Origin of the sequence: Rhodococcus sp. NPDC006774 (assembly GCF_040636045.1) — a bacterium.
Lineage (GTDB): Bacteria > Actinomycetota > Actinomycetes > Mycobacteriales > Mycobacteriaceae > Rhodococcoides.
The window spans coordinates 1-20,974 of record NZ_JBEYIW010000027.1 but is presented as its reverse complement, the minus strand read 5'-3'; the positions used below and the strand labels follow the sequence as shown (position 1 = coordinate 20,974).

Below are 20,974 nucleotides of genomic sequence, written 5' to 3'. Positions count from 1 at the left end.
GACACCATGGCCACTCCCGCGGCCGCGCAGGCACCCGCCGAGACCGACGGCCATGATCACGCCGCGCACGGCTACATCACCGAAAAGGACGCCTACCTCAAACGCCTCAAGCGCATCGAAGGCCAGGCCCGAGGACTGCAGCGCATGGTCGAGGAAGACAAGTACTGCATCGACATCCTCACCCAGGTCTCGGCGATGACCAAAGCCTTGCAGGCGGTGGCCATGGGCCTGCTCGAGGCTCACATCAGCCACTGCGTGGTCGACGCCGCCATCGCCGGCGGTCCCCAAGCCGACGCGAAGATCAAAGAGGCCACCGACGCGATCTCACGGCTCGTCCGCTCCTGAGCACCGGCAGTGCGAAGCCATTCCTCGCCGTCCACTCCCGCGTGCTTGTCGGAAACCTCGGCGAGGCGGCGCAGGCAGAGACCGTCATGACCGAAACCGTATCGGCGATTCTGCGCGATCGCCGAGTCCTCGCCACCGTGGCAGCGCTGGCAATACTGGCAGTGGCTGCCGCCCTCGTACCCCGCCCGTCGATCATTGTGGTGCGCGAGTGGGCGGAGTCGATGGGCCCGTCGTTCGTGGTGGTGTTCTTTCTGACCCAGGCGGTGTTGACGATTGCCCCGGTACCGCGCACGGTGTTCACCCTCAGCGCCGGACTGTTGTTCGGTCCCGCCACCGGGGTCGCCGTCACGATCGCCGCCACAACTGTCAGCGCTGTGCTGGCGTTGCTGCTGGTGCGCGCGCTCGGGCGCACCGCGGTGCAGGAGCGGCTGACGAATCCTGCGGTCAAGTCCATCGATGCCCGGTTGGCTCGGCGGGGGTGGCTGGCCGTCGGGTCCTTGCGGCTCATTGCCCCGGCACCGTTCGCCCTGGTCAACTACTGCTCCGGACTCTCCGCGGTGCGCCTGCTGCCCTACACGACGGCCACTGTCGTGGGGATTCTGCCCGGTACGATCGCCGCGGTGCTGTTCGGGGACGCTTTGACCGGGCGAACGAATCCGGCATTGATAGTGGTGACGTCGGCCTGCGTGGCCGCCGGGGTGGCAGGATTGCTGGCCGACGCCCGCCTGCCGGTGTCGCAGGCACAGCCCAACACCGCAGATGGCGCATCGAGAAGCGGTCGCCTTCGTCGTCTGTTGCTGCCGGACCGCGGATAGGACGTGGCGAGAAATCCTACAATTTTGCTGCGCCTGCACCGCCAAAGCCAGCGGAGTTGCCGAACTCCTGACCTACGCGAGAAGTAGGGCACGCGCGTTCCCCGCGGATTCGCAGTCGAAGAGCCCACACCATCACCCCCACCGACATCACTCCGATCACGGGCTGCACGGGTGCCCATAGATCCAGAGCACCGCTCACCCCGACCGCCACCACTACCAGTTTGTTGCATATCGGACATCCGACTGCCAACAACGACAACGCATTCGCACTGACCCCTACACGGGAAGAAACCGACGACGCCAGCCCAGTGCTCACGTATGTCGCAAGAATGAGGCCACTGAGAACTGCGGTGGCAATCCACACCGGATAGTTCCACCACAACACCGGGGTCATTCGAACGTAGAACGCAGTGTGGATGATCCCGGTGGGGATCGCCACGACCAGCGCGGCCACCGTCGCGCCCAGTAACGCGGCCACCCAACGCCGCGCCGGCCAGTCACGCATCGTCACAGTCGTCATCCCTCTCCCGGTCAGCGGATACCACCCCACCATCTACTATGAATGATAGTAGTTTGCAGGTGCGGTGAGTCGGCGTCAATCGACGCCGACTCGCCGCCCATACGGCACAGGCGTCGAGCGTCGACGCGAGCCTCAGCCGACCGTGAGGAACCGTCTACGACTGCCGATACCCGACAATGGTGACCGGCGAGGCCGGACACAGTCCCATGCGGCTCTCGCCGCGCTCCGTTTCCTTCGCTGGTGACGCAGGGAACCCACACCGACCCCAGAGGATTTCTTCTGTGCATTCTTTTTCAGGCCCGACGCGGCGTGTCCGCGCTACCCTGATCGCCTCGATCATCGTTGTTGCCGCGGCATTTTCGGTAAATGCTCCAGCTTCGGCGGACCCTGCTGCACCCCCGGTGAACGCATCCGAAGCCGTACGACAACTCGCTGAACTCAATGCGACCGCCTTCACTCTCACCGAGAGCATGTACGCCGCGCAGGACACCCTCGATCGTCGCCGCGGCGAACTGAGTACCGCAGTTCAATTCGCCCACGAGACCTCGGCGGCGGCTCGGGAAGCCGAAGTGGCCGCATCTGCCAACCGTCGAGCACTGGCCACAGCTGTCGACGCCGCGTACAAAGGTGTACCGCAATCCCCTCTCGGGGCCGTTCTGGTCGCGGACAGCCCACAGCAACTACTCGATCAGATGGTGTTGTTGGACCGGATCCTCGCCGATCGAGCCGCTGCACTCGCCGACTCGACACAGATCGACGACGAAGCGCGAGACCAGCTCGAACAAGCCCGGCAAGCACAGGCGTCCGCTGCGGTAGCCGAGGCGGACGCCGCACGTACACAACGCGACCTCGAGCAACGCCAGACCGACCTGGCCGATCAGATCGCCAAAATCACCGACCAATTCGCCGCCCTCACCGATGCGGATCGAGCTGCCATCGTCAGCCCCGGCACCACGAATCCTTCCGAGCTACCCGCCGCCGTCTCGGCTGCGAGTGGAACATCAGCGGAGGCGATGCGCATCGCCCTCGACCAACTCGGCAAACCCTATTCCTGGGGAGCTACCGGGCCGGGGTCCTTCGATTGCTCCGGACTGATCTACTTCGCCTACAAACAACTGGGACTGACCGTTCCACGCGTGGCCGCAGACCAAGCACGAGCGGGCACACCTGTCTCCCGCGAATCAGTGCAACCGGGTGACTTCATCTCTCTCTACTCACCGATCGGACACATCGGGATCTACATCGGCGACGGGAAATACGTCAACGCCCCCACCGGCGGCGACGTCGTCAAAGTCGCGCCCGTTCCCTGGGATGAAGTGACCGCAATCAACCGGCCCATCGCCACCTGATTCGATGTCCACGGTCCGGACGCCGCGACTGCGAGGAGACCGGATGCCCGTGTGGCAGACCGGTAAGATCGAACCGGTGAGGACTTCAGCCACGGAACCTATGAACCAGAAGTGGCTCCTAGGTGCTGTTTGCGCTTCGATAGTGCTGTTCGGAGTCCTTCTCATGCATTCTGCGCCGATGTCGTTCGCAACGGCGACGAGTATCGGCGAACACTCGATGACCTCGACGGTGAGCGCTCCACCTGCCGTCGACGAGCATTCGGGAGCATCATCTGCGACAGCATCGGAGAGTGGTTCCGCAGCACACTGCGGGAACGGCTGTGGCGATCACAGCTCGGTCATGCATCTGTGTCTGGCTATCATCGGTGCTGTCGCGGCGTTGGCCGTCTTACGGGCAATCGTTGTGGGCTTCGCCGGTTCTCTCGTCCACGCTGCGCGGCTGTCGGCAGTTCGTCGTCGAACCGGGCACCCGCCGCCCTGGACCATTTTCACTCTCTCCGAATTGTCTGTGCTTCGGATCTGACAGGTGACTCACCGTTGTGTGAGACACAGATGTCGACGGGTCAGTGTGCCTGTCGATCCGAACCACCCCACCATAATTTCAGGAGTTTGTTATGCGTTCGAATCGATCTACCCGTTTCACGATCGCGATAACGGCGGCTTCCGCTGTCGCCGCCGCAGTTCTCGCTGGCTGCAGCAGTAACGACGGCGAAATGAACATGCCCGGCATGTCGAGCAGCGATACACCGGCCTCGTCGTCCTCCGAGAATTCCGCCGAAGCATCGGCCGAATTCAACGATGCCGATGTCACGTTCGTCGAAGGGATGTACCCCCACCATGCACAAGCGGTGGAGATGGCTTCACTTGTCGACGGCCGAACCGAGAATGCTCAGGTCATCGAGCTGGCCCAGGCCATCGAAGCAGCTCAAGCACCGGAGATGGAGCAGATGAATGCCCTGCTCACCGCATGGGGACAGCCCGCAGCGTCCGCCGACATGGGCGGAATGGACATGGGCGGAATGGACATGGGCGGTATGGACATGGGGAGCGGTGGCATGACCGGCATGATGAGCCAGGAAGACATGGACATGTTGTCGGCCGCTAACGGAGCGGAGTTCGACTCCATGTGGCTCACCATGATGATCGAGCACCACAAGGGGGCAATCGAGATGGCTCAGATCGAGTTGGCCGACGGCTCCAATGCTGATGCCAAGGAGCTTGCCTCCACAATCATCGATGCGCAGCAGAGCGAAATCTCCACAATGGAAAGTTTGCTCGCCCAGTAACTCTCAATTCTGGGAACTATCAACCGTAGGGCGGGGCTCGGCTAATACCGAGCCCCGCCCTTCGGTTTCGAAGGACCTGGCCCTTTTAGCTGCCACACCGATCAACACGGCCCCGGAAACATGCCCTCCCCTGCTGATGCACCCGCCTGCGGGGTCCTTGGGACACGCAGACCCGCGGTAGGGACAGGGGGCGGCTCTCGGATCGGGTCATCGCGGCCCGGCGGGGGCGCGCCGTCGACAGAGAGTGGGTTCGATACCACCGGCACTGGCAGTTGGGGAGGCGTGGTCTTGCACGTGCGGCTGCTCGGTTTCCTTCTCAGATGGGTAATACAACCGAACTGACGAATTCATTGCGTATCCAGGCAATGAACAGACCCCACACCCCCGTCAGCAGGGCGACACCGACGGCGATCATGATCACTCCGCCTGCCACTTTGATTCTCTGCGAGTTCCGCCGTAGCCAGCCGACACCGCGCATCGCCGAACTCGAGCCGAACGCGAGGACCACGAACGGTAGACCGAGTCCCAGACAGTAGGCGACGATGAGAGTGACGCCGCGCGCTGCGGTTGCGCCTTCAGTGCCAGCGGCAACGGACAACACCCCGGCGAGCGTGGGGCCAAGGCACGGCGTCCAGCCGAGCGCGAACACGCCACCGAGCAGCGGCGCTCCAGCAAGAGACGAGATGGTTTGCGGCGCGAATCGAGTGTCGCGTTGGAATGCGGGAATGAACCCGATGAACGTCAAGCCCATGATGATCGTGATGGCACCGCCGACCTGCTGAAGCACCTGTTCGTTGATGCGCAGGGTGCCGATGACCCCGAAAATCGAGGCGGTGGCGAGGACGAAGACGATGGTGAAGCCGGCGACGAACAACCCCGCTGCACCTGCCACGCGCCAGCGGCTTGCCAGCTTCGGCGGTGCTTCACCAGTCGAGGCGGCGGCGAGCGACGGCACGTCGGCACCTGCGATGCCCGCCAGGTACGACAGGTAGCCCGGCACCAGGGGCACCACGCACGGTGACGCGAACGAGACCAGCCCGGCGAGCATACATGCGGCGATCGCCAGTACCAGAGGTCCGCTCGATGCCAGATTTTGGAACGTCGAGCCAACGCCGCCTTGGGCAAGAAGAACAGTCATTCGTCTGCTATCCGTTCGACGACAGGGAGCAGGTCTTCGGCGAGGAGGGCACGCATGAACACTGCCGCCACCCGGTGCTCTCGATCGAGTACCAGCGTCGAGGGAATCACGCTGGTCGGGTAGTTCCCGCCGAGGGCGATCAGCGTCCGCATCGAGGGGTCGTAGATCGAGGCGTAGGAGACATTGTTGTCGACAACGAAGTCCTGCGCTTTGTCCTTCTGCGGATCTCGAACATTGATACCGAGGAACTGCACACCGCGCTCGCGGGTTGCTTCGTAGACCTCTTCGAGGTCGTCGGCTTCGCCGCGGCAGGGGCCGCACCACTGACCCCAGAGATTGATCACGACCACCTCGCCGTCATAGTCCGACAGAGCGGTGTTCTTACCTTCCTCCATCAGATCGGGTCCGGCGAGTTCACCGATGGTTCCGCGCGTTTCGGGGGGATCGTAGACGATGTCGGTTTGACCACCGGGTGCAACGAAATCGAAGCTACCTCCGGAGGGCACGGCGTCGGCGCCTGCGGAACATCCGGAGACCAGGAGTACAACGGCAAGGATGGATGCCGTTGCCGTGGCGGGCAGACTGCTCTGTTCGCGTGTGCGAGCCCCCGTAGGGCGGCCGAGTCTCATGAAGTCGACGCCTTTGCTGCAGTACGGATCTGCGCCGATGTCTCGAACATCGTGGGATCGGTGACGCGGTCGATGCCCCAGTCTTGGCCGGTGACGAAGCTCGGGGCACTGTGACTTCCCTCTCCGGAATGCACTACGGACACGAGGCAGTCAGTTGATTCGGATCGTGGTCGTGGCTCCTGGATCCTGGTCCGGTCGATACCCGGTCGGCAACACCGGCCGGGTCGACGCGGGATTGACGCGACCGGTGCCGCATGACCTCGCCGAAGCACAGGGCGGCGGCTAGCAGGCGACATCAGTTCAAACCCGCGTACGAATGCAGTCCGGAGACCACCATGTTGATGATGAACAGGTTGAACAGCATGGCCACGAATCCGGCGATGTTGATCCACGCGGCCCGGGTGTCACGCCACCCGCTGGTGGCCCGGGCGTGCAGGTACGCGGCGTAGATGATCCACGCGATGAATGAGACCGTCTCTTTCGGGTCCCAGCCCCAGAACCGACCCCACGCGGCCTCGGCCCAGATCGCGCCGAGGATGACACCGATTCCGAACAGGGGAAACGCGAAGATGGTGGTCTTGTACGCCAGCACGTCGAGCGAGTGCGCCGAGGGGAGACGAGCGACGATCCGGCCCACTCTGCTGTCGGGGACGGCGTTGTTGTTGGGATATCGGATCCGGATCAGGAACAATGTGCTGGCTGCACCGGAGATCAGGAACACCCCGCTGCCGAGCGAGACGACGGAGACGTGCACGGGGAGCCAATACGACTGCAAGGCTGGTACGACGGGCGCCGCGTTGGCATAGAGCACAGTTCCGGCAATGAAGAGCAGGATCAAGGTCGGCACGAGGACGAACAACCATAGTGTGCGCAGTTGCTCCGAGCGCAGCACGATCAGTCCGGCAAGTATGCCGGCCGCGCATGTGACGGAGACGAATTCGTACATGTTTCCCCACGGCGGGCGGCCAGTGGCGATCCCGCGCAGGACGATCGACCCGATATGCAAAGTGAGTGCGAGCATTACCAGGGCGAGTCCCGTGCGGCCCAGGCGTTCGGACGGGGCTCTTCGCTCGGGGACCGGCACGTATCCCGGTGTCGATGATGTCGCTGCGATCAGTTGCGGATGCAGACTCGAGGCCCGGCTCAGAGTCGCTGTTCGTGTCGTTGCGAGTTGTGCGATGAACAGGATCGCGGCGAGAAGGTAGACCACGAAGGCGGTCTCGAAACTGATGTCGCTCCAGCGGGCGAGGTTGTCGTCGATCGGCATGGCGCTACACCGTTTCTGTATCGAGGGTCTCGGAGTGGTTCTTTGTCCGCGGCGTCCAGATTTCGGTGCGGAGGGTCTCGAATTCGGGTCCCCATCCGGCGTGATCGGTACGGGCGAGCCCGCCCATCTCCACGCTCGATCGGCCTGTTTCGGCCGGGAGTACACGGAACCAGACTCGACGTCGCTTGATCACCAGCGAGACCAACAGTCCGGTCATCATCGTGATCGCGAACACGAGCACCCACAACTGTGCGGGGTCGTATCCGACCTGCAGGTTGGCGAACTCCTTGGCGCCGTTGAATCGAATGTTGGTGCCGTCGGTGAGGGTCGTCGATTCACCGGGACGCAGGTTCACCCAATCCTGCTTGACAAGTCGGCCCTGGTTGATCATCTCCTGGTCCAGGGAGAAGATCGACTGGGGTATGCCGGTGTCGAGGCCGGTATCTCCTTTGTAGATATCCACTGCCACAGCAGGATCGACCAAGTCCGGGAAGCGGGAGGAGAGCAGGGTTCCGTTGAATTGCGCAGTGGGAGCGAAGAGGCCTTCGATGGCGATCTGGCCGCGGCGTCGCTCATCGGCGGTGGCATAGGTCCCGCCGGGTGGATCGAAACGCAACGCCCCGCTACTCAGGAACGTGGTGGCGTCGTCGGGCCGGAACTGCAGGGCCTCGGTTCGACTCTGACCGTCGGGGAAGGTCACGGTGAATTCCGGGGCGTATCCGTGGCCGGTGAGGTAGATGCGTTCATCTCCGAGCCGGAGGGGTTCGTTGACTTTGAGTTGATAGTCGCGCCAGGTGTCTGCGGCGATGTCGTCGGCGGACTGGTAGGAGATGTTCGAGGTGAACATCTCTGCCTGGCCGTTCTCAAGGTAGTCGGCGTTGAAGTCCTTGACTCTGATGCAGAACGGCTCCAGCCCGGTTCCGTCGGTGCTGTTGCCGGCCCGGAAGGAGTCGTAGATGGCGGGCGAGGTGTTGCAGAAACCGGGCCCGTTGTCGGCGATGACGATGACCGATCCTTCGTAACCGAAGAGCTTGCCGATGGCGATGGCCGCGAGCAGACCGATCAGCGAGAAATGAAAAAGTAGGTTTCCCGCTTCGCGGGTATAGCCCTTCTCGGCGGAGAGGGTGAGCGCCCCATCGGGCTCGGGCCTAACGGCAGTACGCCACCCTCTCAAGTGGGGCGCGATGTCGTCGATGACGGTTTTCGGGCTACCGGCGAGAGCGCCCGAATGATGAAGCGGTAGTCGCGAAAGGTTTCGGGGTACGCGAACTGGCTGTGCGCGAAGGGCTTTACCGTGTTCGATCATTCGGGGAGTCAGGCAGCCGATCAACGACACAAACAGTAGGACGTAGATGGCGGTGAACCAGAAGCTTCCGAATACGTCGAACAATTCCAGCGTGTCCATGACGGCCCCGAGAGCCGGGCGCGCTGCGATGTAGGAATCAACCGCCTGGGTGTTGAGATTGCGCTGTGGCAGCAGGGCGCCTGGGATTGCTGCGATAGCGAGCAAAAACAGCAGCACCAGTGCCGTTCGCATCGAGGTCAGTTGCCGCCACCTGTTGCGCACCGCAGCGATTGCTCTGCGTAACCGTCCCTGCGATGTGAGCGCCGGGGTTTGATCAGCTGTCACACCGCCACACCCTTTCGACGATTGCATCTCAATTACTATGCAACATAGTAGTTGATGGGCCGTGTGCAGTTGTGCGCGGTAGTCGCCTGGGCGAGAGGGTAAGTGCTGCAACCACAAACGTGGTACTTAGTCCATCCGGAACGCTGCCGGGCTGCGGTTCGGTTTAGGCCGCTTTCGGCCCCACGGTAGGCGCGGATCGGTTCTTCTACTCATGCCGTCCAAACGCGTTTCATCCCGCGGAGTAATACCTGTGCGGTGAGATCAGGCACACTTGCACTAGCTGTTTTGCGTGCCGAGTACGAAGCGGCGCGGTTCCCTCTGCAGTTGATCGAGGATGTCGCGATGTCCCAACTCGATGAGCGAGCGCCACTACGACTGGCCTACGAGGATGTACTGGTTACCGTGGATCGCGCCGCCGCGCACCTGCTCGATGACGGGCCCGCCGCCCTCTGGGTCACCACGGCCCTGCGCCAACGTCGAACCCAACAATGCCTGGCAGTTGAGGGTGCGGCCCGCATGGAACGCTGGAGGCGTCACCGCACACGGTATTCGTCGCTAGCGCGGGTAGACGGCGACATGGATCTGCTATTTTCGTCGTGTGTGTCCGATTCGGTTGAGCGAGTGTATTCGCCGAATTCTGCTCTGGTCCATCATGGCGGCCACGGCAGTGGCGGTGCTGATGATGTCGCAGGTCGCACACACCACCGCAGAGCCCGGCCACGCTCCGCTGGCTGCGGTCATCGAGAGCGTCCCGGAAATCGAGCACACGTCGGCGCCGGAGCAGGACGAGGGGATCGGCGGTAGCGCGTCCAGTCATCACGACAATCACGGATCCCTGATCGGGTCCGTCCACATAGCGGTGGCGATCCTTGCGCTAGGGCTGGCAATGTTGCTGCGCCGGACCGGATGGACAGTGCTACTGCACCAGCTTCGAGGTCTACAGGCATCGAGATCGTCGCCAACTGAGAGGTCGGTCTCTCCCCCTGCGCCGATGAACGTGCTCGACGCGGCATGCCTTCTGAGGGTGTGAGAGGTCTGCGTTTGCGCAGATCGGTCCACCTTTCTTCTCGCGCGCCGCCTCCGCGGTGAGGGCGCGAGCCTGCCTCGTCGAGGACAACGCCATGCATATCTTCTTCAACGTTTCATCGTCTACGCCGCACCTTTGTTTCCCTCATCCCAACCCCGCCGCGCCTCCTCCCGGAGTCGCGATCGTCCTTCGCGAGGCCGGGCCGCACGATCTACCGCAGAGCGCGCAGTTGCACCTCGACGAGCTACCGATTGGCCTGTTCCCCGAGCTGGGAGCACGGTTCCTGCGCCGGTGGCACCGCAGCTTCGTCAACCGACGACACGCCATCGCTCTTGTCGCAACCGATAGCGAAGGCGCCGTCGTCGGATTCCTCCTCGGCACCCTCGATCACCATGCCCATATCGGTGATCTACTGCGCGAGAAGATGACCGTGCTGCCGTTGGCTGCACACGCCGGTGCGGCGATGGCAGTCCGCCCGCGCACCGCCATGCGGTTCGTTCGTACGCGTCTTCGCCCCTGGTGCAGAGCGGTGGCGCGCGCTCGGCCCATCCCACTGCCGAACGGCGAACCCGAGACTCCCCCGGCCGACAGTGTCGCCGTCGTCGTTGCGATAGCGGTGAGCCCACGGGTGCGAGGGATCGGAGTGGGTGCACAGTTGCTCGACTGGTTCGAATCCGACTCTGCGCGGGCAGGTGCACGTTGCGCCGAGCTGTCCACCGATCTCGGGGTGGCCGACAATGCAGGCGGCTTCTACGAGCGCCTCGGATGGCAGAAAAGCGGAAACCGTCTCGATCGAGATGGCCGGACCATGCAGACCTACCGGCGAGAGCTAGACGGCCGCTGCGGCCGTGCTCCGCTCCCCTTGTCGGTCCCACCAACCCGGACGACCGCGAGCACTGCCCCGTCGACAGAAACGAGACGATGATGTCAAGCACCCGACGAACGGTGTTCGAACTCGTGGGATGCACTGCGCTCGCAGGCGTGCTGCTTGCAGGAGTGTTGTTCCCCATCGTCGGTGGCCTGGGATACGTCTCGAACCGCGCCGCTGACACCGACGACAACGTTTCCGGCGAACTCGCCGAGGGCGTAGTTCCTGCCATCTCGACGATGACGGACGTGGCAGGCAACCCGATCGCGTGGCTATACGAGCAACGCCGTTCCGAAGTGCCGAGCGCGAAGATCTCCAACGAGATGAAGCTTGCGATCGTCTCCGTCGAGGACCGGCGCTTCGCAGAACACCAGGGCGTGGACTGGCAGGGAACGTTGCGAGCGTTCTTGACCAACACCACCAGCGGGCAGGTCGAGCAGGGCGCATCGACACTCGATCAGCAATACGTGAAGAACTATCAATTACTGGTCGTCGCTGACACCGACGCCGAGCGGCGTGCCGCGATCGAGACCACGCCGGCTCGCAAGATCCGCGAGATCCGAATGGCGTTGTCCTTGGACAGAGAATTGACCAAAGACGAGACATTGACCCGCTATCTGAACCTGGTTCCGTTCGGCAATGCCTCGTTCGGCATCCAAGACGCCGCGCAAACCTACTTCGGTGTCGATGCCAGCGAGTTAACGGCGACGCAATCAGCGATGCTGGCAGGGATGGTTCAGTCCAGTTCGGCACTGAACCCGTACACCAACGTCGAGGGAGTCACAAGCCGCCGAAACCTTGTCTTGGACAACATGATCGAAACCATCCCGAACCGAGCCGCAGAATTCGAGGCCGCCAAATCCGAGCCATTGGGGGTGCTGGCCGAGCCCAACACCCTCCCACGTGGATGCATCGCCGCCGGTGATCGAGGGTTCTTCTGCGACTACGCACTCCAATATCTTGAGGACGCCGGTATCAGCCGCGAGCAGATCGACGAGGGCGGTTATCTGATCAAAACGACTCTCGACCCGGCGGTGCAGAACTCGACCCAGGCCGCACTGACCGCGAACACAGATCCCGACCTCGACGGTGTCGCCACCGTGATGAATGTCGTCGCACCCGGACAGGACGAACACCGCATCCTCGCCATGGGCAGTGGTCGCACCTACGGACTCGATGCCGACGCCGACGAAACGGTTCAGCCGCAACCGTATTCACTCGTAGGCAACGGCGCCGGGTCGATCTTCAAGATATTCACCACTGCCGCCGCGATGGAACGCGGACTCGGCACCAACGCCACACTGCAGGTTCCCCGGCGCGTCGAGGTCAGGGGGTTGGGCGACGGCGGCGCGCGTAACTGCCCGGCGGGCGCTTACTGCGTGGAGAACGTCGGAAACTACCCACCGGCGCTGACGGTCACCGACGCACTGGCGCAATCACCGAACACGGCGTTCGTGAAGTTGCTCGAGTCCGTCGGTGTCACACCGACAGTCGACATGGCAGTGCGGCTAGGGCTTCGCTCCTACACCCTCCCCGGCTCGTCTGGATTCGACGAGCAGAGCATGGCCGACCTCCAGAAAGAGCAAAGCCTCGGCTCGTTCACACTCGGACCTACCTGGGTCAACCCGCTCGAGCTGTCCAACGTCGCAGCTACCCTCGCCTCGGGAGGTACTTGGTGCCCGCCGAACCCGATCGACTCCATCTCCGACCGCGAGGGTGTAGCTGTACCGGTCACACAACAAGCGTGCGAGCAGGTCGTCGAACCCGGCCTGGCCAACACACTCGCCAACGCGATGAGCAAGGACGACCAACCCGGAGGAACCTCGGCATCGGCGGCCGGGTCCGTGGGCTGGACGCTGCCGATGTCCGGGAAAACCGGCACTACCGAATCCAACCGATCCTCGGGTTCCTCGGCTTCACCAACCGCTACGCCGCCGCCGTCTACACCTACGGTGACTCACCGACACCGGGCCAGATCTGCTCCTTCCCACTGCGGCCCTGCAGCTCCGGGAACCTCTACGGCGGTAACGAACCCGCACGAACCTGGTACGACGCGATGGACCCAATCGCCACGAACTTCGGCCCCATCGAGCTGCCACCGGTCGACGACAAATACGTCCGCGGCTCCGCCAACGGCCAAGTACCTGAGGTCAGCGGCATGAGCCAGTCGTCGGCCACATCGAGATTGGAAGCAGCAGGATTCTAGGTGACCGTCGTCACCACCACCGGTCAGGGCGCTCGCGGTACCGCTACCGGCACATCCCCATCCGGCGCGGCGATCCCGGGATCGCTGATCACGCTGTACATCAGTGACGGCTCCCCCGCCCCCGACCGCACGCCCACGCCAGCGCCGCCCAGTATCGACATTCCCGGCCTGCCGCTACCGCCGCCGCGGTGATCACCCACGACACTCACCCTTGAGACCCCCGCGCACGAAAGGAAACGCCATCACAGTCAGCCGTCGACAACTGCTCACAGCCGCAGCGGTTTTGCCGCTCACAGTCAGCTGCACCATCAACACCGCCGACAGACAATCCCCCAGCCTCGCACCGAGCAGTAACGCATCTCCCGCACGGTCCCCGGCCGTGAGCGCACCGAGCAGTCGATCATCGGCCCCGGTGAATCCGGGGCGGTGGATGCCGACAGCTGGCGAAGTGATGCCCGAGATCAAACGCGCAGCGACGAGCTTCCTCGAAGCAGGTGGCAGCTGGAGCGAGGGAGGAGGAGTACTCGACAGCTTGCGCACCGCAGGGGTATCGCTCGAAGTCGCGGCGACGGCAGCACTGCTTCAACCCGACGAGGCCCTCGCCAGCACCCTGCGAGTGGTGTATCCGCAGTACGCCGGAATCGGTCCAGAGAGTGCTGCAGTGATCGTGCTGTTCGACCAACTCCTACAACGCCCCACGCTCGCGCAGCCGGCTGAGACGACCCGGCAGATGGCACTCGATATCCGGCTCAAGCGCGACATCGCCGCTGGCGCGGCCTGGACGGTGGAAAAGATCAACCCTTTGACCTCTCTTGGGTCCCCAGTACCACTGACCGCCGCTGCGTCGTCGGTGCTGAGCAACCCTCGCATCACGCTCTCCGAGCCTGCACGACTCGACATCGGAACCGGACGCATCAACAACAATGTGCTCCAGATCATGCTCGGACTTGCCGATCGATTCACCTACGCAGTGCAGGTGATGCACACCGGTCACATCCAGACCGTCTTCCCGCACCCGCGCTTGTCCAACCACGCAGTGGGACGAGCGGTGGACATCCGAGAAATCAACGGTCGGCGCGTTGTCGACGATCCCTTCAACAACCCAACGATCTCCGAATTCGTCACTGCGGCAGCTCTACTGGGCGCAACCGAGGTCGGAGGTCCGACCGACCTCAACGGTGACCGTCCAGGATTCTTCACCGACGACGTGCACAGCGACCACGTCCACGTCGGCATCACCCCGGGCGACGCACCGGCGCATCTGCGATGACACCGAACCGGATGGGCACTTCGGCCTGACCTGCCCGAAATACTATGCTGGTTAGTAGTTGAGTGCTCGCCACGGCGAGGCGGGTGAAGGTGTCGGAATTGTTCGCACTCAGCCGATACCGATCGTCGGTGCGATGTCGCTGCCACGGCTGTTCGCCGCCGAACGATCCGCGCTCGTACATCGCCTCAGTGATTGGAGATTAAGTGAATGGAGATTAAGTGAATGGAGATGAAGGTCGATGCGTCTACGTCGTCCCGCACATACCGCCCGAGCAGTCACGTCCACCTCAGCCGCCGTATCCGGTCATGTTCACCGCGCCTGACCGGGAGATCACTTGGCGTTGACGCTCAAGCGATTACATCACCGAGCCCTCATCGACAGAACGAGAACCGCACTTTATGTCCATCTCGCTTTCCCGCATCCTGCTGCCGTCTCTGATCGCAGCTCTGTCCCTCGTTGGATGTTCCGCTCCGGCAGCGACTGACGGCGCGGCCGATCCGGCAGTGGTCGACTTCACCTCCTCACTGGCTCATGTGCACGGATTGCACGTCAACGCCGATGGCACCGTCCTCGCTGGTAGCCACACAGGACTCTTCGCCATCGGTTCGTCCGGAAACCTGACCAGGGTCGGCTCTTCCGACGATGACTTCATGGGTTTGTCGGGTGTACCGGCCACCGATACCCTCTTCACCTCCGGTCATCCCGGCGAATCCAGCACGGCGGCGAACCCACTGGGACTGCGTAGCAGCAATGACGGCGGAATGTCGTGGTCGGATCGGTCACTGGAGGGACAAGTCGACTTCCACGCGCTGGCTGCCGATGGACGCATCCTCGTCGGATTCGATGGCAGTACCGGTCTACTCGTCTCCGCCGACAGCGGCTCCACCTGGACTCCCGGCGCCGCTGCGCCCGCGGCGTCGTTGGCGATTACGAGCTCCGGAGTATGGGCGGTGACACCTGATGGACTTCAGCACAGCACCGACACGGCCCGAACATTCTCTCCTGTCCTCGACGCACCGAACTTGGTATTGCTCGCCGGTGCCGGCGATGCACTGTGGGGGATCGACACCGACGGATACGCCTGGCGTAGTCGCAACGGCGCCGATTGGCAGAAGCGTTCCGCAACCGGGTCCGTCGAGGCATTGACCGCGGTCGACTACGACACCGCCTACGCAGCCAGCCCCCAGGCGTTGTACACACTGACGTAACTCGGCCCGGTCGAGACCAGCCCGACAACAGATAGCGACATTTCGACGCGACCGCAGGCGGTCACCCGCGCGGCTGATGCGGGCGCTTGCCGCTGTTGAGCGGCTTACTCCCTCTTCCTCCCCTGGGGTTCGGCCCGCCACGAGATCCCGCGATGACACCGGGGTCCGACTCCGAGATATCCAGGAATGAGGACAACCGAAATACTTGGCGTAGAGATTCCGAGGCCGTACTGGATGCTGTCATGCAGGTGTGCCGAAATGGGAGCCCTGTTCGGTGTAGTCATGGTTCGCGGACGGTTGGCGTTGATCCGATTGCCGACGATGTGTCTGGTCGCGTTCATGGCGTGTGGGTTCAGGTTGCTAATCGTCTGGCTCCTCTGCGTGATCGGCCCTCGGCGTGGGCATTCGAGTGGGACTTGACCTCAGGGGTGGCCCGGCGCAGCCCGATCGTGAGCGCGACTCAGACGTGGGCTGAGCTCGGCGTTGATCTGAGTCGGCCGATTCCGGATGGTTTGGCGAAGCTGGATCTTGGGGACGCCACAGCATCGGTGCTGGCGCAGCTCGTTTCCGGTGGGCCGGGAACTGTGCTCCAAGAGGTCGGTGTGGAATGCCGTCCATCGGGTGCACATCGGCGTATGCAGTTCACGGCACACTTTCTCCACGACGGCATCGGCCCTACTGGTGAACCTCATCGGGTTGTTCGGGGAGTGTCTGTGGATATTGGTCCTTCGGAGGGTACTGAACACATCGATCGACGTAACGCGGGTCTGGATACGCTGGTTGCACGGTCGCTGTCCGATCCCTCGGAGTATCGCGCGATCGCTGACCCCGATTCACTTCAGCTTTTGTACTGGTATGGCGACGCTCCGACTGGCATTGCATGGCAAACAAGCCACTTACCCGGCGCTAAACCGGTTCTACACCCCGGTGACATTCCTGATGCAATCCGAATCGGACAATCCTTGAAAGTTGCGCAAGCCGGGGCTGTGGAATCGGCCGAATTTCGTTTTCTGACACCCTATTCGGATTATGTCGCGGTGTCGGTGTCTGCGAGAGCTATCGACCTCGATGACCGCTCCAGAGCAATCCTGGTGACGCTCCGACCACAGGTTCCGTAATTTCTGTTTCCGTTGCCAAGACAAGCCAGCTGTTGGTAGCGTTTGCCTACGCTCACCGAGCGCCTGTGGCACGCACCTTGTAGTAGTCGGGGCGGCCTCCACGTCTTTTTCGGACGTTCCACTCTCCTGCCCGAATTCTGCCTGACGCTGCTTTTAAGCGTAATGGCGTCTGGGCAGACGGACCTTACGAGGAATCAGTGCGGAAGAAAGTCGTGAAGAAGCCAGCAGTTCGCTCGTTCGCAAGGTTGTTGGCTACTGGTCTTACCTGCTTGGTCGTCATCGCGGCACCTAGCGTCACCGCCAGCGCGCAACCAGTCGAGCCCAGCCCCTCGGGGGGCGACTCCGCTCCGGTGGAGGTTCAGGTGCCGTCGATAAACGAGGCGCCGGGCGACATAGAGGGCACTCCACCTGGCCAGAATGCGCCTCCAGTCGAGGTGCCACCGGACTCCGGAGCGACGACCACCTCAGGTCAGAAGGTGGTCGAAAAGCGGAGTTCTCGCGAAGTGACCGACCCTGCCGAAGCGGAGGAAATTGCACAAAGGCTGACACAGAAGCATGCCGAGGAGTCGGGTATATCTGCACGCCAATCCGGTCCTATATGTTTCCAAACACGTTTTCAGTCGTGCAAAACATATTCGACCATCGTCGAGCAATTCATTCAACCCAATTTCCCTAACGGCCCGTTGGAGCCGATCGGAAACTGGGTCATCGACGTCACTCTCCAGGTCCGTAGCCCTCTTCAGACACAGACCAAAGAAAACGTGATCCAATTCTACGGCGATGTCTCGTCGACTTCTCCAACAACCACCATTCCGGGTACGTACTCTTTCCAACTCGTTGTTCTCGATCTCGCCAACGACAGCACCACTACCTATCCCGCCTACGTTTTTCCGATGGTCATCGGAGGGACTGGGTACCAGCAGTACGAGCATTATGTGACGAGAAACGCGACAAACGCGTTCGACAAGCGAACGCTTCAATTCATATACATTGGAGACTCGCCGGCGAACGACTTGGATGGTACTCCCGTTCGCACGCGCACCACCGGCCAGCAATTCAGGTGTGATGCTGCTCAATCAGTCAACTACGGCACCGGCTGCGTCAACCCGAACGAGAAGCCGACTGTCCAGTACACCCAAGCAGCGTTCCCGAACATATCTCAGACAGTTAAGGCTGGCCAGGCTGCCTTTGGTTTCGGAATTCCTGGTACTGGCGCGCCGCTGACTCGTGGAAATTCTGCTGACAATCAGGCAAATCGGGACGCCGCATGCCCACGGTCGTCACAACAGCGGTTGGATCTACTCGGCGAGAAACCTCTCAACATGAAAGACCCATCCTGCGATGAATACCCTTTCGCATCGACCGTGCAGGGCGGCTACGGGTCGACCGTCCGATGGGTCCCTCTTACCGAGAACAATAAACAAGGCACCCTTATGGTCGAATTTTACCGCGGGAACAGAGTGATGCCCGGTGACGACTACTTCGTTTCGGCAATCGGCTGAACGAGCCCGTTTCATCTTCAGAATCCGATAAAAGGTACCCAACGGAAAGGCCTCGAACATGAGAACTCGACCACTACGTAAAACAGCTACCATCGCCGCCCTGCTAGGAGCGTTGGTGCTCGCCGCTCCAGGCGCTGCTAGCGCGGACGTTGTCACCGGTTGGGTCGGCCCAGCAGGAAGTAACGGCGCAGGTGTTCAGTTCCTGAACACCTCCACAATCATCAATTCGCCCAACCTGACCGCACAGTCGAAGATCTACTCTGTCTTCGGCCAGCAGGTCGCACCCGGTGACATCGGCGTGCGAGCTCGACTGTTCAAGAGCGGAGCATTGTGTGAGGCTGTCGGCTACAAGTACAGCTCCACCGGTACAGCTTCACTGACACTGGGCACGACCGCGACCTGCGGGACAGGTTCGTACAACAGTCACGGTTTCACTGCGGTATGGGATGGAAGCAAATACCGCGAAGCCCTGACTTTCCCGAGCAACCCGCTGGACTGGACCGCCCCGGCTGCCCGGTCCGCGACCACCTCCGAGTCCGAAACGACCACTGTCGAGTCGGGAACCAATGCAGCGGGTCAATCCTTCGGACCGGGCGACACCGCACCGTCCGACGCGGAATTGCCCGACCTCGTCGCTGCGATCGGCACCGACGGAGTGCAGGGATACATCCTCAAGCAGGACCTCGACAGCGGAGCCACGTCGCCGGCCGAAGCTTCTAAGCTGCGCAAGCAGAACATCGACGGCACCGAGGTGTTCGGATCTGCCCCTAAGACTGTTCCCGTGTACGCGGAGGACGGAACGACTCAGGTCAGCGAGTTCGCGATTTCCTGACACCGTCGATGGCCGGTCCCGGCGTTCTCGGGGCCGGCCATCGAGCTGCGGTTATGCCGGGCGTCGCCGTGGGGCGGGTTGCGGCGGATAGAAGACTTTCATCGCGGCCTGTAGATCCAAACTCGATGGATCCAAGAAGATCGTCCAGTAACTGTCGATCAGGGGCAGATGAATGCCATACCCCCTCCCCCCGTGCTCGAGGACTTCCAACATTTCGTCGCGACCGACTTTTAGATCAGGTCGGTGGGTTTGACCAGCCAATACGGTGTATGTGTCGTACAAATCATTATTGAGTCTCGCGGTCAGGGTGGGTGCGTGGTTCGCCTCGAGATCTTGTCGTAGTTGCTGAACGACTGGTGTCTCCTCTGCGCGGTTTGCAGCACCGACCAAATCCTCATGGTTCACGCTCCGTTCCGCCGGAAGCGGCTCCGCGGGTGTACCGCGGTACACCCCGTCAGGGTCGGCCTGGGAGCGCAGCTCGTCGAAACTCAGGTTTGCTATGGACAGGTTGTTCTCCACCACCGCGAGTCGACTGGGAATCACGCGGAACGAGGCAGGTGCGACGCCTTCTGCAATATCGAGGACGAGAACGGGATGCTCGGGCTGTTCACACGCTTGTCGGTCGACCACAAACACGTAATACGGCGGTGGTGACGGGATCAATTCGGCAAGATCGGTTGGTGTCAGGTCACTGAACTCGCTGTCGTCGACCACGGTAAGGAAAGCCTGTGCCTCGGTTCCGTCGGCTTGTCGGTGAGAAGCTTGGGCATCAGCTGCAATCTGCTGCCAGACATCGTCGGCGGCGAAATGGGTACGAACGAGCAGGGATTGACCTTCCGGGAGAGTAGGCATAGCTCGACACTACCTCTCCGGCCTGTCATCGGACGGCCAGTTGCTTTGTCTCGCTGAGTAACCCGCACATATAAGCTTTAGTCAGCGTTCATACGTTCGGCAGCTGACGGGGACGGATATTCAACTGCGCTGGTGAGCGCGTCAAGACCACCCACTGCGGTGTTGTTCCCGTTGATGGAACGTCTGGCGGCGTGGTGTAGCTGCGTCAGAGCGATTGCGCGGGCGGTCATCTCGGCGATTTCGGCGGGTAGTGGTGGTCCGTCGATGGTTCGGATTCGCATGGCCTCGAGTGTGGCATCGGGTACCGACAGATTGTGTTGCGCTGCAACGGGTTGAAGCCTGAACCGCGCGTGCACGAGCGGCCCGTCTGCGCTGTGGTCGGGGTGTAGCAGTGCGGAGCGCAGCGGAGTTCGATTCGGCGGACGCCCGCAGGGTGGCCCGACCCTGCTCCCTCACGCTTTCCCGATCCCAGGCAATGGAGAAGGCCCGCACCCGGTGTCGGGGTGCGGGCCCTTTCGGTCTACGGGCTGTGAGCCGGTGTCAGGGCTGTTCGGCTGGTGGGGTGGTCGGGCGCCCTTCGGCGGCGTCACGGATCCACTGGGGTACCTCGAGGCCGTCGCGTTCGTACAACGCGACCGATGCCCGTGCTGCGGCCCGCGCGACCTGTGGTCGGGCGGCGGTGGTGCGCTTCTCGGTGGTGGTCATCGTGGGTCCTCCTGCTCGTTCTGGTTGTCAGTGTCCTCGGTTTGTGCCGGTGACGCCAGTGCTCGCCACAATGCCCGGGTCGCGACAGCGCGCAGGACGTCTCGTTCGGTTCGGGTGATGAGCGGCGAGTCGGTCACCGGTGTGTAGATGTCCCAGCCCAGGGCGGCTTCGGCTTCGTTGTCGCTGGTGGTGCGTTCGAGGCACCAGGTGATCCGTTGCCAGGCTTGGGCGCGTTTGTCCGCGATGGTGCGTTGGCGGACTGTCAGGGCGACGCCGACGACGGCGAGGACACCGACGATCAGGGTGACCCAGGACGGTCCTATACATGTCAAGCGATCCGTGGGCGGGAGCAGTGAATCGTCTGTCAGTCGAGCATGTGTCAGTCGTCGAGTTCGCAGAAGCGCAGG

General features: G+C 62.4%; 21 protein-coding genes and 3 pseudogenes. 15 read left to right on the top strand and 9 right to left on the bottom strand.

From position 1 onward, the window contains the following. Positions 1-6 precede the first annotated feature (6 nt). Together ABZ677_RS25180 and ABZ677_RS25175 are read left to right on the top strand one after the other, a co-directional pair. The gene (locus tag ABZ677_RS25180) at positions 7-345 is read left to right on the top strand and encodes a metal-sensitive transcriptional regulator (RefSeq protein ID WP_032375786.1); all 339 of its coding nucleotides are present in this window, start codon (positions 7-9) and stop codon (positions 343-345) included. Positions 346-431: 86 nt separating this feature from the next. Beyond that, a complete protein-coding gene (locus ABZ677_RS25175) occupies positions 432-1,160 on the top strand; it encodes a TVP38/TMEM64 family protein (protein ID WP_045841173.1) in 729 nt (242 codons plus the stop codon). Between the two features lie 16 nt (positions 1,161-1,176). Here ABZ677_RS25175 and ABZ677_RS25170 read toward each other — a convergent pair whose 3' ends face one another. After that, on the bottom strand, positions 1,177-1,680 hold the full coding sequence (locus tag ABZ677_RS25170; protein ID WP_176457804.1) for a hypothetical protein: 504 nt from the start codon (positions 1,678-1,680) through the stop codon (positions 1,177-1,179). Between the two features lie 401 nt (positions 1,681-2,081). Between ABZ677_RS25170 and ABZ677_RS25165 the strand changes: the two genes are divergently transcribed. The 3 genes from ABZ677_RS25165 to ABZ677_RS25155 all read left to right on the top strand — a co-directional run bounded on the left by ABZ677_RS25165 (position 2,082) and on the right by ABZ677_RS25155 (position 4,315). Beyond that, positions 2,082-3,029 carry an NlpC/P60 family protein gene (locus ABZ677_RS25165; RefSeq protein WP_032375702.1) on the top strand — a complete coding sequence of 316 codons (948 nt, stop codon included), beginning with the start codon at positions 2,082-2,084 and terminating at the stop codon, positions 3,027-3,029. A gap of 4 nt (positions 3,030-3,033) precedes the next feature. Beyond that, entirely contained in the window at positions 3,034-3,552 is a 519-nt protein-coding gene (locus ABZ677_RS25160) for a DUF6153 family protein (RefSeq protein WP_353852273.1), read from the top strand. A 205-nt stretch (positions 3,553-3,757) separates the two neighbouring features. Further along, on the top strand, positions 3,758-4,315 hold the full coding sequence (locus ABZ677_RS25155) for a DUF305 domain-containing protein (protein WP_308051299.1): 558 nt from the start codon (positions 3,758-3,760) through the stop codon (positions 4,313-4,315). Between the two features lie 316 nt (positions 4,316-4,631). On the opposite strand, the gene ABZ677_RS25150 is transcribed toward ABZ677_RS25155, so the two are convergent. Both ABZ677_RS25150 and ABZ677_RS25145 read right to left on the bottom strand, forming a co-directional pair. Further along, positions 4,632-5,453: a cytochrome c biogenesis CcdA family protein gene (locus tag ABZ677_RS25150; protein WP_032375700.1), complete on the bottom strand. Its 822-nt coding sequence runs from the start codon at positions 5,451-5,453 to the stop codon at positions 4,632-4,634. Beyond that, positions 5,450-6,082 carry a TlpA disulfide reductase family protein gene (locus ABZ677_RS25145; protein ID WP_080736598.1) on the bottom strand — a complete coding sequence of 211 codons (633 nt, stop codon included), beginning with the start codon at positions 6,080-6,082 and terminating at the stop codon, positions 5,450-5,452. Before ABZ677_RS25145 ends, ABZ677_RS25150 begins: the two co-directional genes overlap by 4 nt. A 151-nt stretch (positions 6,083-6,233) precedes the next feature. Here ABZ677_RS25145 and ABZ677_RS25140 point away from each other — a divergent pair. Then, a pseudogene (locus tag ABZ677_RS25140) lies at positions 6,234-6,368 on the top strand (DUF3703 domain-containing protein); the annotation flags it as partial. A 9-nt stretch (positions 6,369-6,377) separates the two neighbouring features. Here ABZ677_RS25140 and ccsB read toward each other — a convergent pair. Continuing rightward, positions 6,378-7,349, bottom strand: coding sequence for a c-type cytochrome biogenesis protein CcsB (ccsB, locus tag ABZ677_RS25135; RefSeq protein WP_032375699.1), 972 nt, complete (start codon positions 7,347-7,349; stop codon positions 6,378-6,380). 4 nt (positions 7,350-7,353) lie between these two features. Next, entirely contained in the window at positions 7,354-8,979 is a 1,626-nt protein-coding gene (locus ABZ677_RS25130) for a cytochrome c biogenesis protein ResB (protein WP_358374369.1), read from the bottom strand. 255 nt (positions 8,980-9,234) lie between these two features. Here ABZ677_RS25130 and ABZ677_RS25125 point away from each other — a divergent pair. Beyond that, positions 9,235-9,426: pseudogene (locus ABZ677_RS25125) on the top strand (hypothetical protein); the annotation flags it as partial. Here the strand turns inward: ABZ677_RS25125 and ABZ677_RS25120 are convergent. Beyond that, entirely contained in the window at positions 9,349-9,516 is a 168-nt protein-coding gene (locus tag ABZ677_RS25120; RefSeq protein ID WP_358374409.1) for a hypothetical protein, read from the bottom strand. The pseudogene ABZ677_RS25125 and the gene ABZ677_RS25120 overlap by 78 nt on opposite strands. Positions 9,517-9,631: 115 nt before the next feature. Between ABZ677_RS25120 and ABZ677_RS25115 the strand changes: the two genes are divergently transcribed. The 8 genes and pseudogenes from ABZ677_RS25115 (at position 9,632) to ABZ677_RS25080 (ending at position 19,010) form a co-directional block, all read left to right on the top strand. After that, on the top strand, positions 9,632-10,009 hold the full coding sequence (locus ABZ677_RS25115; protein ID WP_358374406.1) for a hypothetical protein: 378 nt from the start codon (positions 9,632-9,634) through the stop codon (positions 10,007-10,009). A gap of 91 nt (positions 10,010-10,100) precedes the next feature. Beyond that, positions 10,101-10,931, top strand: a complete 831-nt coding sequence (locus ABZ677_RS25110) for a GNAT family N-acetyltransferase (protein WP_128645572.1) — start codon at positions 10,101-10,103, stop codon at positions 10,929-10,931. Positions 10,932-10,951: 20 nt separating this feature from the next. Then, positions 10,952-13,272, top strand: a pseudogene (locus ABZ677_RS25105) (penicillin-binding protein). A 238-nt stretch (positions 13,273-13,510) separates the two neighbouring features. Then, entirely contained in the window at positions 13,511-14,350 is an 840-nt protein-coding gene (locus ABZ677_RS25100) for a hypothetical protein (RefSeq protein ID WP_032401331.1), read from the top strand. 398 nt (positions 14,351-14,748) lie between these two features. Further along, complete coding sequence (locus ABZ677_RS25095; protein ID WP_032401329.1) at positions 14,749-15,558, top strand: F510_1955 family glycosylhydrolase; 810 nt, start codon at positions 14,749-14,751, stop codon at positions 15,556-15,558. Between the two features lie 449 nt (positions 15,559-16,007). Continuing rightward, a complete protein-coding gene (locus ABZ677_RS25090) occupies positions 16,008-16,676 on the top strand; it encodes a hypothetical protein (RefSeq protein ID WP_141215302.1) in 669 nt (222 codons plus the stop codon). Between the two features lie 503 nt (positions 16,677-17,179). Further along, positions 17,180-18,178 (top strand): NucA/NucB deoxyribonuclease domain-containing protein, encoded by a 999-nt coding sequence (locus ABZ677_RS25085; protein WP_032401328.1) that lies wholly within the window; start codon positions 17,180-17,182, stop codon positions 18,176-18,178. Between the two features lie 115 nt (positions 18,179-18,293). Further along, on the top strand, positions 18,294-19,010 hold the full coding sequence (locus ABZ677_RS25080; RefSeq protein ID WP_052061712.1) for a hypothetical protein: 717 nt from the start codon (positions 18,294-18,296) through the stop codon (positions 19,008-19,010). A gap of 51 nt (positions 19,011-19,061) precedes the next feature. Here ABZ677_RS25080 and ABZ677_RS25075 read toward each other — a convergent pair whose 3' ends face one another. The 3 genes from ABZ677_RS25075 to ABZ677_RS25065 form a co-directional block, all read right to left on the bottom strand. Next, on the bottom strand, positions 19,062-19,862 hold the full coding sequence (locus ABZ677_RS25075) for a hypothetical protein (protein ID WP_052061711.1): 801 nt from the start codon (positions 19,860-19,862) through the stop codon (positions 19,062-19,064). A 540-nt stretch (positions 19,863-20,402) separates the two neighbouring features. Next, positions 20,403-20,567, bottom strand: a complete 165-nt coding sequence (locus ABZ677_RS25070; protein ID WP_155288773.1) for a hypothetical protein — start codon at positions 20,565-20,567, stop codon at positions 20,403-20,405. After that, a partial coding sequence (locus ABZ677_RS25065) for a hypothetical protein (protein WP_358374362.1) occupies positions 20,564-20,974 on the bottom strand: 411 nt, incomplete at its 5' end. The genes ABZ677_RS25065 and ABZ677_RS25070, both read right to left, overlap by 4 nt.

Bases quoted from the DNA above. Each gene is read 5' to 3' on its own strand.
- ABZ677_RS25180 (WP_032375786.1), top strand. From the start codon at position 7: ATGGCCACTCCCGCGGCCGCGCAGGCACCCGCCGAGACCGACGGCCAT.
- ABZ677_RS25175 (WP_045841173.1), top strand. From the start codon at position 432: ATGACCGAAACCGTATCGGCGATTCTGCGCGATCGCCGAGTCCTCGCC.
- ABZ677_RS25170 (WP_176457804.1), bottom strand. From the start codon at position 1,680: ATGACGACTGTGACGATGCGTGACTGGCCGGCGCGGCGTTGGGTGGCC.
- ABZ677_RS25160 (WP_353852273.1), top strand. From the start codon at position 3,034: ATGTCCACGGTCCGGACGCCGCGACTGCGAGGAGACCGGATGCCCGTG.
- ABZ677_RS25155 (WP_308051299.1), top strand. From the start codon at position 3,758: ATGTCGAGCAGCGATACACCGGCCTCGTCGTCCTCCGAGAATTCCGCC.
- ABZ677_RS25150 (WP_032375700.1), bottom strand. From the start codon at position 5,453: ATGACTGTTCTTCTTGCCCAAGGCGGCGTTGGCTCGACGTTCCAAAAT.
- ABZ677_RS25145 (WP_080736598.1), bottom strand. From the start codon at position 6,082: ATGAGACTCGGCCGCCCTACGGGGGCTCGCACACGCGAACAGAGCAGT.
- ccsB (WP_032375699.1), bottom strand. From the start codon at position 7,349: ATGCCGATCGACGACAACCTCGCCCGCTGGAGCGACATCAGTTTCGAG.
- ABZ677_RS25115 (WP_358374406.1), top strand. From the start codon at position 9,632: ATGGCGGCCACGGCAGTGGCGGTGCTGATGATGTCGCAGGTCGCACAC.
- ABZ677_RS25110 (WP_128645572.1), top strand. From the start codon at position 10,101: ATGCATATCTTCTTCAACGTTTCATCGTCTACGCCGCACCTTTGTTTC.
- ABZ677_RS25100 (WP_032401331.1), top strand. From the start codon at position 13,511: ATGCCGACAGCTGGCGAAGTGATGCCCGAGATCAAACGCGCAGCGACG.
- ABZ677_RS25095 (WP_032401329.1), top strand. From the start codon at position 14,749: ATGTCCATCTCGCTTTCCCGCATCCTGCTGCCGTCTCTGATCGCAGCT.
- ABZ677_RS25075 (WP_052061711.1), bottom strand. From the start codon at position 19,862: ATGCCTACTCTCCCGGAAGGTCAATCCCTGCTCGTTCGTACCCATTTC.
- ABZ677_RS25070 (WP_155288773.1), bottom strand. From the start codon at position 20,567: ATGACCACCACCGAGAAGCGCACCACCGCCGCCCGACCACAGGTCGCG.